A 16,910-nucleotide genomic window follows, 5' to 3' on the forward strand; every position below is an offset into this window, starting at 1 on the left:
ATTAGAGTATTTTAATGGCTGCGTTCGACGGCGTATCGAGCGAACTCTTCGAGTGACTGAGTATTGTAAGGTACAGCCTGTAGTGCTTGAAGCGCTTCTTGTAACAAGTCTTGCGCTTTTTGCGTGGCTCCCTCTAATCCTAGCAGAGCAGGATAGGTACTCTTGTTTAAATTTTGATCGGAACCTTGGGGCTTTCCTAAGGTTTCGGTGTCGCTAATAATATCTAGGATGTCATCTTGAACTTGGAAAGCAAGCCCGACCGCTTCTGCATAGCGGTCTAGGTGCGGCATGACTTCAATGCCTTTTTCTCCTGCACAAAATGCACCCATACGGATTGCACATTTAATCAGAGCACCGGTTTTGTTTCTGTGGATTTCTTCTAATTCTTCAATAGAGACTAGACGATTTTCTGCTTCAAGGTCGAGAGATTGGCCCATGCACATACCTAATGAACCAGAAGCATTGGCGAGCTCTTTAATTAATTGAATACGTTGAGGTTCACTTACCGTAGCTAAAGAACCTTCGGCTAGGATAGTAAATGCGAGAGTTTGTAATGCATCACCCGTTAAGATCGCTGTTGCTTCATCAAACTCTATATGGCAAGTAGGTTGTCCACGACGCAGTTCATCATCATCCATTGCTGGTAAATCATCATGGATCAGTGAATAAGCGTGAATACATTCAATTGCGGATGCTGGTGTATCTAGCTGCTCTAGAGTTAAACCAAACATTTGTCCTGTTATATAAACTAAATACGGACGAGCACGTTTACCACCAAGCAATAAACCATAACGCATGGCTTTGGTCAGCGTTTGATTTTGATGCGGAATGCTATCTAACCACAAGTTCAATTGTCGGTTATTTCTTGTTTGGTAGTCAGCCAGTGAAATACTCATATTAAATGTCACTTTCAGGGTCAAAAGGGATCAATTCTGACTCATCGTCATCTTTTAGCAAAATCTCAACGCGCTGCTCAGCTTCGGTCAATTTGGTTTGACTTGAACGAGCAAGGGCAATTCCACGCTCAAATTTCTTTAACGCGTCTTCCAAATCTAAATCGCCATTTTCAAGTTGATTAACCAATGCATCTAGCTCGGTTAGTGACTCTTCAAAGCTCATGTTTTCAGGTTTTTTATTCGCCATGTTGATTCTGCTTATATAGATGCTCTGGAAAGGGCTAATTGTATTTGACCTAGCAGCGGTGAAACAAGGGTTAATCTGCTTTTTATCCTAAAATTGGCAGGAAATTGTGGTTTATATACCCAAGTGACTTCAAGATGCGAGTTTCAGCAAGAATAAAACAAGCTTTAGGCAAGGAAAATTGAATATGATCATAGTATCCTATCTCTATTTAATTTAACGCCGCATAAAGCTTGTTTTAACTTGCCCTTCGGGAGCTTCATCCAAACCTTTATGCCGCGTCAGATTGGTTTGAAAGGTGCTTACATTCCTTCACCAATTTTTCTTGCCTAAAGGTTTGGATGATAGCTCTGAATTCTGCATCTTGAAGTCACTTGGGTATAGGGGTAGAGAGGTAGAGAGGAAATACATTCCGCCTAGATGAATTGTCGTGTATAATTTTGCGCCTCAGTTTTGGCGTTATCTGAATTGAATTTAGCCATAATGTCGAATAATCCGATAAAAAGTGAATCATGATATGAAGTTTATTGTAAAACCCCATCCAGAAATTTTTGTTAAAAGTGACTCGGTTCGTAAACGTTTCACTCGTACACTGGAGCGTAATCTTCGCAATATTATCCAGCGTGAAACAGAATCTGTTGCGGTATTAAACCGTCGTGATCACATCGAAATTGCTGCAAATAGCGATGAATATTACGATAAAGTGCTTGAGATCATTACTCACACACCAGGCATCCACCACTCTCTTGAAGTGTTGCAGTCTGAGTTTACCGACTTGCACAACATTTATGAGCAAGCACTAAAGCAAAGCCGTGATCTTATCGAAGGGAAAACCTTTGTAGTGCGCGTTAAACGCCGCGGTCAGCATGATTTTACTTCGATTGAAGTTGAACGTTACGTTGGTGGAGGCTTAAACCAAGCAGTTGAATCTGCTCGTGTAAAATTAACTAAGCCAGAAGTGACCGTCAATTTAGAAATCGCCAATGATAAGTTAAACCAAGTGATCGCCCGCCATAAAGGTTTAGGCGGTTTCCCTCTTGGTACTCAAGAAGATGTATTGAGTTTAATTTCTGGTGGTTTTGATTCAGGTGTTTCTAGTTACCTACATATCAAACGTGGTTCAAAAACTCATTATTGTTTCTTTAACTTAGGTGGCCCAGCACACGAAATCGGCGTGAAGCAAGTGGCACATTTCTTATGGAAGAAATACGGGTCTTCAGCGAAAGTTAAGTTTATCGCGGTAGATTTTGAGCCTGTTGTGGCTGAAATTCTAGAAAATGTTGATGATGGCCAAATGGGCGTAGTGCTTAAGCGTATGTTTATGCGAGCAGGCGGTATGGTTGCTGAAAAATTCGGTATTGAAGCGTTAGTGACTGGTGAGGCACTAGGTCAAGTATCCAGCCAAACGCTGACGAACCTACGTTTGATTGATAATGTTACCGATACATTGATTCTACGTCCTCTGATTAACTGGGATAAAGAAGATATCATTAATGTGGCGCGTGATATCGGCACAGAAGATTTTGCTAAAGTGATGCCGGAATACTGTGGCGTGATTTCTAAAAAGCCAACGGTGAAAGCGGTTAAAGCGAAACTTGAAAAAGAAGAATTGAATTTCAATTTCGATATTCTTGAACAAGTGGTGGCTAATGCTCGTGTGATGGATATCCGTGATATTGAAACTGAAAGCCAAGAGCAAGCGCCGGAAGTAGAGTTGGTTGCTGAGATTGCTCAACAAGCGGTTGTTCTTGATATTCGTAGTCCCGATGAAGAGGATATGAATCCATTAGAAATTGATGGTGTTGAGATTAAACATCTACCTTTCTACAAGTTGGCAACTCAGTTTGGCGATCTTGATCAGAGCAAACAGTATTTATTGTATTGTGATCGTGGTGTGATGAGCCGTTTGCAAGCTTTGTATCTCAAAGATTTAGGCTATAACAATGTCAAAGTATATCGCCCTTAATGGTAGATATACCCGTTGTGCTTGAAGCTGCAGTTTTGTTTCCAGTGTTCTTCACCTTTCTTTTTATAAAGGAAGGATAGACAGGCGATGTTTATAAGGCTTCATTCACTTGTCGCCTCACTGCAACTCCAATTGCTTTGGGTATAGAATAAAGTAAAACGTCGGCTTTTTAGTCGGCGTTTTTTATCTCTGCAAACAACCGATCACATTTATTTGATGGATTTCAGGCATAAAAAAAGCACAGTTAGAATAAATCTAACTGTGCGTAAATTTGATAGTGAATCAAATAATCAGGACTCAATGGTAATGAGGGAGTATTACCATAGGTCATAAAACTCAAAAAGAGTTAATGCAAACACAACATTAGCATTAGTCAATCACAGATTTACAGGTTTGGAATAAATGCTGTAACTCATTAATGTGCTATGAAATATAGAGTTTTCATGGCACTTCAGCAATGGACAATTTATAATGCTTCGCATAAGAAAAAATAATGCGTAATAATATTGTTAAAACAATGCTGTCTTTGACTACTAAATAAAGGTTTGATTTATGGCTAGACGTTTACCTCCTTTGAATTCATTACGTGTGTTTGAAGCAGCTGCTCGCTATTTGAGTTTTACTCGTGCGGCAGAAGAACTTTTTGTTACACAAGCAGCGGTTAGTCACCAAGTAAAAGCATTAGAAGAATTTTTAGGCATCAAGCTGTTCCGACGTCGTAATCGATCTTTATTGCTGACAGAGGAAGGGCAAAGCTACTTTCTGGATATCAAAGATATTTTCACGTCAATTTCTGATGCCACTGATAAGGTGTTAGAGCGTAGTGAAAAAGGGGCATTAACTATTAGTTTAACGCCAAGTTTTGCTATTCAATGGCTAGTTCCACGTTTAGCCGACTTTAATGCTCAAGAACCCGATATTGATGTACGCATTAAAGCAGTCGATATGGATGAAGGTCTACTTTCTGACGATGTTGATGTGGCGATCTATTATGGTCGTGGCAATTGGCCGGGTGTTCGTGCTGATAAACTGTATTTAGAGTGTTTAATCCCTGTGTGTTCACCACAGTTACTACTCGGTAGTAAGCCATTAAATTGTTTAGCCGACATAAAAAACCATACGTTACTGCATGATAGCTCTCGTAAGTACTGGAAGCAGTTTACTAAAGAACATGATGTTGAAGATGTTAATGTTAATCATGGTCCAATATTTAGCCACTCAACGATGGTGATCCAAGCGGCAATGCATGGTCAAGGAATCGCGCTGGTGAATAATGTTCTTGCCCAACCAGATTTAGATTCCGGACGTTTAGTGCAACCATTTGATGAAGTTCTGATCAGTAAAAATGCTTTCTATGTTGTGTGTGATACTAAGCAAGCCGAAGTTGGTCGTGTGGCAACTTTTCGAGATTGGATGCTCAGTAAAGCAGCCAGTGAGCAGGACCAATTGCTAGATGAAATCGGTGAAGAAATTGGCAGTGTCAGTGATACTGAGGAGAAAGCATGAGTCTAGAGTCACAACAACATAAAATCATAATTGATGGTGATGACAAAGCGGTGGTGACAGTATTACTTGCGCATGGTGCTGGTGCCGGAATGGACCATGAATTTATGACTGACATGGCTGAAAAGCTAGCGGCTCACGGAGTACGTGTGGTGCGATTTAATTTCCCTTATATGGTGACTCGCGCGCAAGATGGTAAAAAAAGACCACCTGATCGTGCGCCGAAACTATTGGCGGATTTTGAAGAAAAAATTATTACTTTTCATCGTGAAGGGCAGCATTTATTTCTTGCTGGTAAATCAATGGGCGGACGAATGGCCAGTCATTTATCGGAACATCCATTAGTAAGTGGAGTGATGTGTTTAGGCTTTCCTTTTCATCCACCGGGTAAACCAGAAAACTCTAACCCCAAAAGCTACAAAGGCGAGCATTTAGTTAATATCACTAAACCGATGTTAATTTTACAAGGCGAGCGTGATACTTTTGGTACCAAAAAGGAATGTCAGACATTTGCATTTTCTGATGCGATTAGTGTTGATTTTATTCCCGATGGTGATCATAGCTTAAAGCCGAGAGTCAGGTCTGGCTTTACCGAACAAGGTAATCGAATATTGGCGGTAAGCAAAATGATGGCCTTTATTGAACAACATATTCAAAATTAGATAAGAGAGAAGTTATGTCTATTTCAAAATGTAGAGGACAGAAAATTCTCGCTTTTGCCGGATTTTCTGGAGTCATTACCGTAGCACTCGGTGCATTTGCAGCTCATGGTTTATCAAACCACTTACCAGAGTATTTAATTGGTGTCTTTAAAACAGGAGTACAATATCAAGCGTGGCATACTTTTGCCTTACTAGCTTGTGGGGTGATTTTGATGATCACTGCGCCGAGTTCCTCTTCTCCGTCAGCCGAATACTCAGAGAAAGGGCGTAAAGGTGTGGCATATGCTGGTATTTGCTTTATCATCGGCATCCTTTGTTTTAGTGGTAGCTTATATGCGCTGGCTTTAACAGGAATAAAGTGGTTTGGACCAATAACCCCGTTAGGCGGTGTGTTTTTTATGTTGGGTTGGATCATATTTGCTCTATCCGTTTTACGATTAAATAAGGTGACACAGTGAAACACGTTTTACTTTACTGCCGTTCTGGTTTTGAAAAAGAATGCGCAGGAGAAATCCAAGATAAAGCCAATAATTTAGAAATTTTTGGTTTTCCCCGTGTGAAAAAACAATCGGGTTACGTGCTTTTTGAGTGTTACCAAGAAGGTGATGCGGATAAGCTTATCAAACTTATTGACTTTAAAGCGTTGATCTTTGCCCGTCAAATGATTGCGGTTGCTGATGCATTAACTGATTTACCGACAGAAGATCGTATTTCGCCAATTTTAGCGGCGATTGAAGCGCAGGATAAATTTCCAACTTGCGGTGATATTCGTGTTGAAACACCTGATACTAACGAAGCAAAAGAATTACTGAAATTCTGCCGTAAATTTACCGTTCCAATGCGTAGTGCGATGCGTGGTAAAGGTTTCTTATTTGCCAAAGATAATGCCAAAAAGCCGGTATTGCATGTATGTTTTGTGGCGCCAGGTCATTGCTATGTTGGTTATTCATTATCGCAGAATAATTCGCAGTTTTTTATGGGGATTCCACGTTTAAAATTCCCATCCGATGCACCGAGCCGCTCTACTTTGAAGCTAGAGGAAGCGTTTCATGTTTTCATTCCTAAAGAAGATTGGGATACTCGCTTAGCTCCTGGTATGTGGGCGGTCGACCTAGGCGCTTGTCCGGGCGGTTGGACCTATCAATTAGTTAAGCGTTCTATGTTTGTCCACGCGGTTGATAATGGCGCGATGGCACAAAGTTTAATGGATACCGGTCAGGTTAAATATCATGCAGCAGATGGCTTTAAATTTGAGCCAGCTAAGAAAAATGTCACTTGGTTGGTGTGCGATATGATCGAAAAGCCATCTCGAGTAGCCCAATTAATGGGTGAGTGGTTGATTCGCGGCTTAGCCAAAGAAGCGATTTTTAACTTAAAACTGCCGATGAAAGGCCGTTACGATGAAGTGTTGGAAGACATTGAAAACTTGAAGATATTCTTTAAAGAAAACGATGTGCCTTTCAAGCTGCAAGCTAAGCATTTGTACCATGACCGTGAAGAAATTACCGTGCATGTGCAGATCTTGAAGAATATTTCGCCGTACTAAAAGTGGGACGCTCCGCTCCGAGTTGCGGGTGACGAGTTCGCTTTGCTACGAGAAAAGCAAAAGCTGAGAAAAGACTATATTCTCTCAGCTTTTTTATCGTCAAAATTTTCTCGAAACTCGAAACTCGAAACTCGAAACTCGAAACTCGAAACTCGAAACTCGAAACTAGGAACCTAGATATCTCACATCCTGCAAATTAAACCCCAATTTCATATCCGTTTGTAGTGCTGCAATTCGTTTACAGGTGCGTGCTAATTCAATATGCTCATCAAACTTTTTACGGTATTTAGGTACTAAATCTTCAGCGGCATAAGCGGTTTCTATATCACCATATTGCTGCAATATTTCTTTAGCTGCTTTCGGTCCAATGCCGGGAATCCCGGGAACCTTGCTGGAACTAATGCCGACTAATCCCCAGTAATCGGCAAGTTGCTCGGGTTTGACACCAAATTCTTGTTCGATAAATGGGGCATCTAGCCAGCGGTGTTGGAAATAATCGCGAATTTGAACGTTGGGTGATAGTAGTTGGCAATAGCCTTTATCGGTTGAGATTATGGTGGCTTTTTCTCCTGCTGACGCGACTTTGTATGCAAGGGTTGCCACTAAGTCATCGGCTTCATCGCCATCAGAAAGTAAAGAGTCTATCCCTAGTTCCCACCAAGCTGATTGGATCTTTTCTAAGCCCGCGAGTAGGGGGGCTGGCATAGGTTTACGATCTTCTTTATAGCTAGGTAGAACTTGCGCTCGCCAGCCTCGGTCTTGTAGATGATGATCAAATACCGCAATGATATGGGTTGGCTGTGATTCAACCAGAATCTTATTGATGGTTCGGCTTGTAGTCGTGATAGTACGGTCAATATCATTGGCATCAGGTTGTGCGGAGTGCACTCGACGGATCAAGTTGAGGGCATCGATGATCACCAAGTGAATTGACATAACTTCTCCTAATACAATATGAAAATGGCTTTGATCTATAAAAATCAAAGCCATTGTAGCAAATTCAGCGAGTTGTAGAGTTGAATTTTATTGCTTAACGAGCAACACGATAACAAGGAATGTATTCAGAGCCTGGTAATTTCATCCGTTGCTGCTCAACAAAGTCATTCAATAAGGTATCCATTTTTTCCATCAAGTTACGATCACCATCTATGATGAATGGGCCGTGTTTCTTGATTTCGCGAATGCCTTCTGATTTTACGTTACCCGCAACAATACCAGAGAAGGCTTTTCGTAGGTTGGCAGCTAGCTTCTCTGGTGGTTGTTCTAGGTGTAGATCAAGCGCGGCCATTGATTCATGAGTTGGTTCAAAGGGGGCTTGGAAATCTGGTGCGATGTGTAGTGACCAGTTGAAGCTATAGGCGTCTTCATGAGACTTGCGGTGCTCCTTCACTTTCGGCATCGCCTCTTTCATGATTCGCGCGGCTTTAGCTGGATCACCAATCACAATTTGATAGTGTTTTTGTGCTTCAGGGCCGAGCGTATCGTGGATGAATTGATCGATAGAACGGAAGTAAGCCTCACTTTCTTTTGGCCCCGTAAGAACCAATGGCAGTGGTTGATCAGCATTATCTGGGTGCATCAATATACCGAGAATATACAGTAACTCTTCGGCAGTTCCTGGACCTCCAGGGAAGATGATAATCCCGTGGCCTAAGCGTACAAAGCCTTCTAAACGCTTTTCAATATCCGGCATGATGATCAATTCATTGACGATTGGGTTAGGTGGCTCTGCCGCAATAATTGATGGTTCAGTTAAGCCGATATAACGTTGATTTGAGTAGCGTTGCTTAGCATGCCCTACTGCTGCGCCTTTCATCGGCCCTTCCATTGCACCAGGACCACAACCTGTACAAATATTCATTTCACGTAAGCCGAGTTCATTTCCTACTTCACGAGTGTATTGATATTCAATAGGATTGATCGAGTGGCCACCCCAACAAACGACAAGATTAGGTTCGGTGCCTGTTTGGAGTGCTTTAGCATTGCGTAAAATACCAAATACTTGGTTAGTAATTTGCGTTGAATCCGTTAGATGTAGACGCTGGCTATCTGCTAAGTGTACGTGTAAAAAGACGATGTCTCGTAATACAGAGAATAGGTGGGCTTGAATCCCTTTAATGATCGTTCCGTCAACGAAAGCATGTTCAGGTGGATCGGTCAGTTCTAGTTTAATACCACGTTCGCGACGCAGTACTTCAATTTCAAAGGATTCGTTTAATTTTAGTAATTGTTCAGAATCATCCGTATGGCTGCCTGAATTCAATACCGCTAGAGAACAGCTGCGATAAAGCTGATAGAGATCGCTTGAAGCCGCTTTTTTTAACTTGCTGACTTCTAATTGAGATAATAAATCTAAACTACCCATAGGGCTAATTTGCGTAATCATAGAAAGCTCCTTCTCACCGATTATGAATTATGATTGTTTCGGTAGGTCCTTTCACCTTACACAGATTCGTATTATTTCGCTATATTCAGTGAATAATATTTATTGATAAGTGAGTGATCTCAATGACATTCTTTAGGGCCTGTTGAGCTTTCGTGGTTAAATTTTATTCGAGATAAAAGCGTTTTAGGCAAGGCAAGTCGATTGTAGCCTAGTTATTCTAAGTAAATGAGACTTAACGAAGCATAGAACGCTTTTAGCCGAACCCTTTGGGCAGCGTTTGTTGGTCATTTGCACTGCGTTATCGGCTCCTCGTGTAGGCTAGCTACACTACGGAACCTCTGCCTTGTTCAAATACCCAACAACTTGCTGCAAAAATCATCACGAAAGATCAACAGACCCTAGGGGCTGTTGATTAACTAGCGCTTTTGGTTGCTTTCATCGTTACGTAAAATGGCTTTGGCTATTTCATCATGTCCACTTGAGGTGTGAATTTTGATGAGTCCTTGCTCCACCGCTTGCTCGCAAGCGTGACGAATATCTTTACCGGCAAAACTAGCGGCTGGTGCATTTTCGATAGCGGTTAAGTGTACCCAGTTAGAGGGTTCTTGTGTGGAGTAACATTTTTTGATTTTTCGAGCTAAATAAATCGCCATAAACAGGATATCAACCAATTCCTTATCGTTAATAGCGGTATAGGCACGCGGTAAAAATGGGTATTCAGCCATCCCCATTCTAAAGTGGCGGTCTATATTTTGATTTGGTTCAAATTGATTTATCCAGTTCTGAATTTTTTCACAGAAATAATCTGGTGTATTTTGCGCTTCACCTTTAGGTTCTATGTATAAAAATAACCCATCAGAAAAATGGTATAAGCGAGCTGGCTTGATAATCAACTTTTTCATGTAGTCACCAAACTGTTTTTCAACATTGAGACCTACTTGATAGCCTTGCTTTAAATATACATTACGTAAAAATGGGAAATCGAACATCACAAAGTTTAAGCGGTCACTTAATGGCTCATTGATCAACTCACCAAGTCGCCATTGTTCAAATACGGCATTACTACGTTCTAATGATTTTGGTAGTTTAGCATTTAATAACTTGAGGTTTTGCAGCCCAGATCTAGGATGGGTGTATAAATCAATCGTTTGAGTTTCAACTTCATCACGTATTTTTTGATTTAAATAACCACGGCGAATCACTAAACATAGAAGCATAAAAGCAACGATCCCTAGGATAATCGTGGCACGTTGGTATTTAACATACTGTGTATCGAGATAAATTAAATCGTCTTCAAGACCTGCATAATGCAATGTTTTTTCAATGATGTCTTTTTGTTGACGAAATACATCTTCATTAATGGCGTTAAATTGATCTTGTTGGTTTTGCCATAGTCGTTGATATTGTTGTTGCATGATTAATGCTTGCTGGTAATTTTTATCTTGTTGATAAGCTTCAGACAGCACTTGATAAGCAAACATTTGTAAGTGTTTATCTTGCGTTTTTTCAGCAATATCTAAAGCATTTTCACTACTTGAAATAGCGACTTTTATCTCTTTTTTAGATAGAGATAGTGCACCTCTAAGTAGTAATGTTTTTGTTTTTAATTCTGAATTACTACTTTGTTCAACTAGCGTTTCTGCTTCTATTAAATAGTTTTCAGAATGGGTGAGATCAAATAGCTTTAAATAGGTATTTGATATATCAATTCGTAGCTGGATGACTTGCTTTATGTCTCTTTGATTAGTTTCGTTATCAAGTAGGTTTAAATAGTTCACTAACGCTAAATTATATTTTCCTTGTTTAAAGAAAATATCCGCCATTAATTTTACTGTATTTGAGAGCGGTACGGAGTGCGGGTAAGCATCATAAAAGTCTGCCGCTTCAATGGCATGTTCAAGCGCTTTATCAAATACTTGGCGAGTATAAAACAACTGTGCAAGTAATAAGTTAGTACGGGCTAATTCACCACTATCACTTTCTTCTATCGCTGACCAATAGGCGGTGAGAAGTTCGGTTAAAGACTGATCGTATTGGTTTTTTGATAAATAATGCTGTCCTAAACGTAAATGGTAATCGATAGTCAAAGGGACCGATCTAGCACTCGTTAAATAATTACGTGCTTGCTGAAAGGCAGCTTCTGCTTTGACATCATGATCCAAGTCGCTGTTCATTTCAGCTTCTAACATATTCAGTTGGTACAAGGTTTCTTGTTGCCAATGTTTATTCGTGTTTTCTTTCTTAACCTGTGCTTTTAGCTGATCTACATTTTGTTGAACACGTTCAAGGTCTTTGGTCCATTGCCAAAGTAATTTTGCATATTCCAGCTTAGTCGTTAGTAGTGGTTGGGTAACTTGATATTTGATGGCTATGGCTTCGGCTTCTTTTAAGGTAATAAATGCAAGGTTTTCTGAGCCTAATGCGTAGTAAGCACTAGCCATAATCTGTAGTGCTTCAATAGTTGTTGAAGGCGTTCTAATGGTTTTTTCACTACCTTCTCGCGACAGCGTGTAGTCTTGGTTTTTGGTAGAGACTAATTTACGTGTAGAAATATAGCGCTTAGTAATATCTAAGGATTGCTCAGGAGTGACGCTAAGAAACTTATGTGCTTCATTGAGGATAGGTGAGAGGTAGACTTTGGCCTGAAGCGCAGAGCTGAATGTCAGCATAAAAGCGAAACATATCCAAAGGATCTTTTTCATAGTTACATTATCTCTAAGAAGCGGTACGGATGATGATACCCAAGCTATCTAAAGTACTCTCAATTGAATATTTTTAGGTTGCTTGGGTTTGAATAGCTTAGCATTATTGCGACAGCTTGTTGAGTCGCAAGTGAGAATAAGCTTACATTTATGGGATGGTTAGTTTTCTTAGATCATAGTTTGGCAGAGTAGCTAGTAGCTACTGACGAGCCATCCGAGTCATTTGGCTTGGCTTAGATAGATGAGTTGAACGAAATGGATTGATATCCAAGCCACCACGGCGGGTATAGCGCGCATAAACACTCAATTTTTCAGGCTGGCAGTATTTCATTATGTCACAAAAAATACGCTCAACGCATTGTTCATGGAATTCGTTATGCTCACGGAATGACACTAAGTAGCGTAGTAGCGCTTCTTGATTGATTTTATTTCCAGTGTATTCGATTTCAACACTGCCCCAATCAGGTTGATTGGTGATTAAGCAATTTGATTTCAATAAATGGCTATGTAAGCACTCACTGACCTTTTTGGGGAAGGTAGAACCTTTAAGGTAGCTTTCATCGAATTGGTAATCACTGATCTCAATATCTTGGTCATCAATACACTGACCTTGCATTGTAGTAATAGGTTGCTGAGTATAATGGCTTAGAGAGTGTAGTGTAACTTCTACCGCTTCTCCTGCGCAATGAGATAAGTCTTGCGCGATAATTTGTTTAACTTGCTGCCAAGATTCAAAGCGAGTTTGGTTAAAACTATTGAGGTAGAGTTTGAAGGATTTGGATTCAATCAAGTTAGGACTAGTCGGTGGGAGAATGACATCACCAATTGCGACTTGAGGTAATCCTTTTATATTGAGCCATGATAATTCATAGAGTGTCCAAATGTCGCTACCAACAAAAGGTAGTTCGGCAGAGTCCTTTAATCCCAAATCATCACGGTTTAAGCTACGCGGAACTGGCTGTAAAAGGCTCGCATCGTAGTCATGGCTATATTGTGTCGCTTGACCTAATGTTAATCCTTGCAATTCTTTGGCATTAGCATATTTTGTCTGCTTTGATGAGTGGGTCATGATACTTCTCTTATCCGAAATTTGTTTGAATATTACTGAATTAAAAGTTAACTGTCACTAGGGGCAGCATACCCTAAGGAGTCCTAAATGAATCACAATATTGCCCAGGCATTAGCGGTTTTAACCACAGAATTTGTGGATAAATGGCAGGAGGCTTATAAAAGCTTTCCTATCGCTAATGAGATGGAAGGCATTCCTTCACCTTGCGTGCAACGTACTGATGGCCAAAATATTGAATGGTTACCTCAAGAACGTGATGAATTAGCAGATTTCAGTGATTTAGAGCGCGGTATTGAGTTAATTATTCACCCTGACGTAAAGGCTTTCTATGGATCGCAGTATAGCGCAGATCTTACTTTGTCCTGGAAAGGTAAGCCATTTACTTTGTTGCAAGTGTGGAGTGATGAGGACTTTATTCGTCTGCAAGAAAATATTTTAGGTCACTTAGTGACGCAGCGCCGCTTAAAATTAAAACCCACCATTTTTATTGGTACAACGGATGCCGAGTTGGATGTGATTTCAATCTGCAATATTTCTGGTGAAGTGATTTTAGAGCGATTAGGAACCGATAAGCGTGATGTGCTCTCGCCCAATGTCGAACAGTTTTTATTACAATGCCAAGCAGAAGTGTAGTTGGGGTCTTAAGTGTACGTAGTTGAATTACGATTTGAATGTTTTGATAACACCACTATCGATGCGGTAGAAAAAGCAATTAATGGTTTATTTGATGCTTTGCGTTATAACGGTCAAATTCTCGGTCGTGAGTTTCCGATTATTATTGGTGATGGCGAATTTCGAGCTCGCTTGATTTGTCCTGAAGCCAATAGCTTACATGCTGATTACCATTCTGATTATGTCAAAGTATGCTTGCAACGATTAACTGAGGCAAAGGTATTGGCACCAAAAGTGAAAGTGCTTGGCCAAGATCTTAACTCTGAGCAAACGGTGTCATTTGATGAGCAGAACATACCAAGTTGGCAGGTTTTATATACCACTTTTGTTCACTCATGCTCCCCATTACGTTGCGGTGATACGTTTAGGCCTATCCCTTTGTATCACAATCCACCTACATTAAATGGCGATCATAAGTCGTTAGTAAAATGGCAGACAGAATGGCAGGCATGTGATGAATTGCAAATGGCAGGTGCTTGTGAGGCGGAACATGCAGGTTTGAAAGAAATTGCTCAAGTAGACAGTGATTTATTCCGCCGAGGGTGGGATTTACGTGGTCGATTAGAGTACATCACCAAGATCCCGACCTATTACTATTTATATCGAGTAGGTGGTGAAAGTTTGCAAGCCGAACAGGATCGACCTTGTCCTCGTTGTGGTGGTGATTGGAAACTTGAACAACCTTTACATGATATTTTCTATTTCAAATGCGACGATTGCCGCATTGTGTCGAATTTGTCTTGGGATCATTTGAAGTAATTCTTAGAAGGCGCTTAGACATGAGGGCCGATGGAGTCGTTGCTCGTGACTAGGGCGCTTTGCTACTCGTAACTCGGGGAAGGTGCTATAAATTTAGTGTAATAAATAGAAATTTACTCGATTTATACTTTTCAAAGAACTGAAATCTTTCAACGAGCAACGAGCAACGAGCAACGAGCAACGAGCAACGAGCAACGAGCAACGAGCAACGAGCAACGAGAAGCGCAGCGGCCGAGCTACGAGTTCCCGCCTTTCGCCAATATTCTATCCAAGTGATTGGCAAATTCACGTTTATCGGTTTGGGATAAAGGTGGAGGCCCTCCGCTTTGAACACCGCTTGAACGCATGGTATCCATAAAATCACGAATATTCAGACGAGCTTTGATGGTGTCTTTGGTATAAAGCTCACCGCGCGAGCTTAATGCTTGGCCGCCTTTGGTGATCACTTCATCAGCGAGAGGGATATCGGAGGTAATGACGAGATCGCCGGCTTCCACGCGGCGTACGATTTCATTGTCCGCAATATCAAAGCCACTTTCGACTTGCACGCTATGAATATTATTACGCTTAGGAACTGGCACTAAGTGGTTGGCAATAAATGTGGTGGTAATGCCGGTGCGTTCGGCGGCGCGACAAATAGTTTCTCGGATGGTTTTTGGACACGCGTCAGCATCAACCCAAATTTTCATGTTATTTCCCTTCTAGCGCGATTAAGCGTTGAGTCAATTCTTGAACTTGCTTTTCTAATTGTGAAATACGTTCTTCTGCTGAGAGGGTGTTTTTGTCATTGGCAATTTCCACTTTTGGCACCTTGTTGGATGACTTCCAAGATTTTAAAGTGGCAATAATTGCCGGCATGGGTACTGGCATAGAAAGTCTGGATTTAACCAATGCCACGCTTGGCTCTTTTCCTTCCTCGGTAATGGCAGACAGTACTCTGTGCAGTTCTTCGGTAATGTTGTGTGTTTGCATATGTAGACTCTCTTATTCAAACCTGAGGTTAATCATTTTCGACTATACGATAGGGGGGAAGCATAAATTTTGCGACTTTAAAGCCAATCATTATCGCTCGGCCTTGGTAATAGTCGTCACCACGGGCAGAAAATTCAAACTGATATAAAGAATGAAATTGAAAACGCCCATCAGGTAAGCGTAATTGATAACGTAATAGCGACACTGACAGTAGTTGTAAATCGAGCTGTTCGCAATGACGAGCAATCGCCTTGTGTGCTAATTCTGATTGCCTACGCTGCTGCCAGAAGAGGAAAGCGATGAACACAACTAAAAGGATCATCAGTAAGTCGGTTATCATTGGTTACCTTTATCCATATTGTTATCTCGTGAAATTATTGTGCTGATTTAGTTTGTTGTTGTAGCGTGTAAAGCGCATTCGCTAGTTCAGGGCTTGGGGTATGGCTTAATAGTGGTAAGAAGGTAAAGCGCAAGTCTGGGATCATGACTAAATCGGCAAATAATTGATTAAACAAATCTTGGTTTTTGGTCTGAGCTAGGCGTAGTAAGAATTTTACTGCGCGTGCTTCGGTATTCAATTGTGCCCAACAACGGCCGGCAATCGCAATTAACACTTCTGCGTGACAAAGCCTTTCATCGGCGAGCACTTTTTCTAGGATAGCAATAAGTTGATCAGAATTCGCTCCAGATAAGGCGCGAACATACGCGGACAATAAGAATAAATCTGGTTGAGCTTTTCCACATTCTTGTTCAGCAAGTTCTAATAAGCGTTGGGCTAATTTGTCGGTGATCTCAACATGCTCTAAAGCGCCAAGTAAAGCGTATAACGCTGGGTGATTAGCTTTATCGTCAGCAAGTTTGCTTAGCGCCTTACGAATCGCCACACCGTTTTGCTGGTCTGACAATCGACTACACATGTCAGTAATACCTTGCAAGCCAACAGTTTGCCAATTATTCCACCCTAAATCACCAGTAAAGTAATGCTGAGCATGTTCATAATATTGGCTGGTGGGTAAGCATAAATCTGCTCGAATGACACTATGAAAAACCGCCATTTTGTCGTCATTCGGTTTGAAGGTGTATGGATTATTGGCTAAATGCTGTTGCTGTTCTTCGGTGAGGTCTTGAGTTAACAGTGCGCCACTTGCTTTTACCGAGAAAGCCTCTGTCACGTACTTTAAAAAATTACCAATATCTGTTTGATTGAGTAGGCCGCGCTCATCGAGGGGGAATTTTAAGAACCAAATCCAAGGTTGCTGGCTGTCATTCCAATAGGCAATGGCTAGGTTGGCATGACGCTGCAATGGGTAAGGGTAAGGTTTTTGCCCCATTTCAACTTGCTGGAAATCTTTGGTTTCAATCGCTTGAATGCGTCGCCCTAAATCAAAAATTTTAAACTGGCACTGACTTTGTTCTAATAGTTGGCTTAGGTTGTGTATTGCATTCATATAAGCTTCCAGTTTAATTCGAGTATATAATTCGTTATGAAATGGTATCTTATACCCAAGTCACTTCAAGATGCGAGTTTCAGCA

Annotated in this window: 17 protein-coding genes; 7 read left to right on the forward strand and 10 right to left on the reverse strand. The window is 41.0% G+C overall.

Features of this window, described 5'->3' with window-relative positions; all coding sequences use genetic code 11:
- Positions 1–11 precede the first annotated feature (11 nt).
- Positions 12–896: a (2E,6E)-farnesyl diphosphate synthase gene (gene ispA / locus QQJ93_RS13080; protein ID WP_089123393.1), complete on the reverse strand. Its 885-nt coding sequence runs from the start codon at positions 894–896 to the stop codon at positions 12–14.
- Between the two features lies 1 nt (position 897).
- Positions 898–1,143: an exodeoxyribonuclease VII small subunit gene (gene xseB, locus QQJ93_RS13085; protein WP_089123392.1), complete on the reverse strand. Its 246-nt coding sequence runs from the start codon at positions 1,141–1,143 to the stop codon at positions 898–900.
- A 514-nt stretch (positions 1,144–1,657) separates the two neighbouring features.
- Here xseB and thiI point away from each other — a divergent pair.
- The 5 genes from thiI to rlmM all read left to right on the forward strand — a co-directional run bounded on the left by thiI (position 1,658) and on the right by rlmM (position 6,817).
- Positions 1,658–3,106 carry a tRNA uracil 4-sulfurtransferase ThiI gene (thiI, locus tag QQJ93_RS13090; protein ID WP_089123391.1) on the forward strand — a complete coding sequence of 483 codons (1,449 nt, stop codon included), beginning with the start codon at positions 1,658–1,660 and terminating at the stop codon, positions 3,104–3,106.
- A 552-nt stretch (positions 3,107–3,658) separates the two neighbouring features.
- Positions 3,659–4,612 (forward strand): transcriptional regulator GcvA, encoded by a 954-nt coding sequence (locus QQJ93_RS13095; RefSeq protein WP_089123390.1) that lies wholly within the window; start codon positions 3,659–3,661, stop codon positions 4,610–4,612.
- Positions 4,609–5,271 carry an alpha/beta fold hydrolase gene (locus QQJ93_RS13100; RefSeq protein WP_089123389.1) on the forward strand — a complete coding sequence of 221 codons (663 nt, stop codon included), beginning with the start codon at positions 4,609–4,611 and terminating at the stop codon, positions 5,269–5,271. The genes QQJ93_RS13095 and QQJ93_RS13100 overlap by 4 nt, the downstream gene beginning before the upstream one ends.
- Before the next feature lie 14 nt (positions 5,272–5,285).
- Positions 5,286–5,729 (forward strand): DUF423 domain-containing protein, encoded by a 444-nt coding sequence (locus QQJ93_RS13105; protein ID WP_089123388.1) that lies wholly within the window; start codon positions 5,286–5,288, stop codon positions 5,727–5,729.
- A complete protein-coding gene (gene rlmM, locus QQJ93_RS13110; protein WP_089123387.1) occupies positions 5,726–6,817 on the forward strand; it encodes a 23S rRNA (cytidine(2498)-2'-O)-methyltransferase RlmM in 1,092 nt (363 codons plus the stop codon). Before QQJ93_RS13105 ends, rlmM begins: the two co-directional genes overlap by 4 nt.
- Positions 6,818–6,982: 165 nt before the next feature.
- Here rlmM and xni read toward each other — a convergent pair whose 3' ends face one another.
- The 4 genes from xni to queF all read right to left on the reverse strand — a co-directional run bounded on the left by xni (position 6,983) and on the right by queF (position 12,974).
- The gene (gene xni, locus QQJ93_RS13115; protein WP_089123386.1) at positions 6,983–7,753 is read right to left on the reverse strand and encodes a flap endonuclease Xni; all 771 of its coding nucleotides are present in this window, start codon (positions 7,751–7,753) and stop codon (positions 6,983–6,985) included.
- A gap of 94 nt (positions 7,754–7,847) precedes the next feature.
- Entirely contained in the window at positions 7,848–9,203 is a 1,356-nt protein-coding gene (ppnN, locus tag QQJ93_RS13120; protein ID WP_089123385.1) for a nucleotide 5'-monophosphate nucleosidase PpnN, read from the reverse strand.
- Positions 9,204–9,619: 416 nt separating this feature from the next.
- Positions 9,620–11,905 (reverse strand): tetratricopeptide repeat protein, encoded by a 2,286-nt coding sequence (locus QQJ93_RS13125; RefSeq protein WP_145981753.1) that lies wholly within the window; start codon positions 11,903–11,905, stop codon positions 9,620–9,622.
- A 199-nt stretch (positions 11,906–12,104) separates the two neighbouring features.
- Positions 12,105–12,974 carry an NADPH-dependent 7-cyano-7-deazaguanine reductase QueF gene (gene queF, locus QQJ93_RS13130; RefSeq protein ID WP_089123383.1) on the reverse strand — a complete coding sequence of 290 codons (870 nt, stop codon included), beginning with the start codon at positions 12,972–12,974 and terminating at the stop codon, positions 12,105–12,107.
- Between the two features lie 87 nt (positions 12,975–13,061).
- Between queF and syd the strand changes: the two genes are divergently transcribed.
- On the forward strand, positions 13,062–13,607 hold the full coding sequence (gene syd, locus QQJ93_RS13135; RefSeq protein WP_089123382.1) for a SecY-interacting protein: 546 nt from the start codon (positions 13,062–13,064) through the stop codon (positions 13,605–13,607).
- Between the two features lie 12 nt (positions 13,608–13,619).
- Entirely contained in the window at positions 13,620–14,405 is a 786-nt protein-coding gene (locus QQJ93_RS13140; RefSeq protein ID WP_089123381.1) for a Zn-ribbon-containing protein, read from the forward strand.
- A gap of 236 nt (positions 14,406–14,641) precedes the next feature.
- Here the strand turns inward: QQJ93_RS13140 and QQJ93_RS13145 are convergent, their stop codons facing one another.
- From QQJ93_RS13145 to QQJ93_RS13160, 4 genes are read right to left on the reverse strand one after another with little or no spacing between them, the layout of a single operon-like run.
- Positions 14,642–15,094: a YaiI/YqxD family protein gene (locus tag QQJ93_RS13145; protein WP_089123380.1), complete on the reverse strand. Its 453-nt coding sequence runs from the start codon at positions 15,092–15,094 to the stop codon at positions 14,642–14,644.
- Position 15,095: 1 nt separating this feature from the next.
- The gene (locus QQJ93_RS13150; protein WP_089123379.1) at positions 15,096–15,377 is read right to left on the reverse strand and encodes a hypothetical protein; all 282 of its coding nucleotides are present in this window, start codon (positions 15,375–15,377) and stop codon (positions 15,096–15,098) included.
- Positions 15,378–15,405: 28 nt separating this feature from the next.
- Positions 15,406–15,717 carry a DUF3301 domain-containing protein gene (locus tag QQJ93_RS13155; RefSeq protein ID WP_089123378.1) on the reverse strand — a complete coding sequence of 104 codons (312 nt, stop codon included), beginning with the start codon at positions 15,715–15,717 and terminating at the stop codon, positions 15,406–15,408.
- Between the two features lie 34 nt (positions 15,718–15,751).
- Positions 15,752–16,825 carry a DUF3549 family protein gene (locus QQJ93_RS13160; protein ID WP_089123377.1) on the reverse strand — a complete coding sequence of 358 codons (1,074 nt, stop codon included), beginning with the start codon at positions 16,823–16,825 and terminating at the stop codon, positions 15,752–15,754.
- Between the last annotated feature and the right edge of the window lie 85 nt (positions 16,826–16,910).

Source organism: Vibrio algivorus, from assembly GCF_030161215.1.
GTDB lineage: Bacteria > Pseudomonadota > Gammaproteobacteria > Enterobacterales > Vibrionaceae > Vibrio > Vibrio algivorus.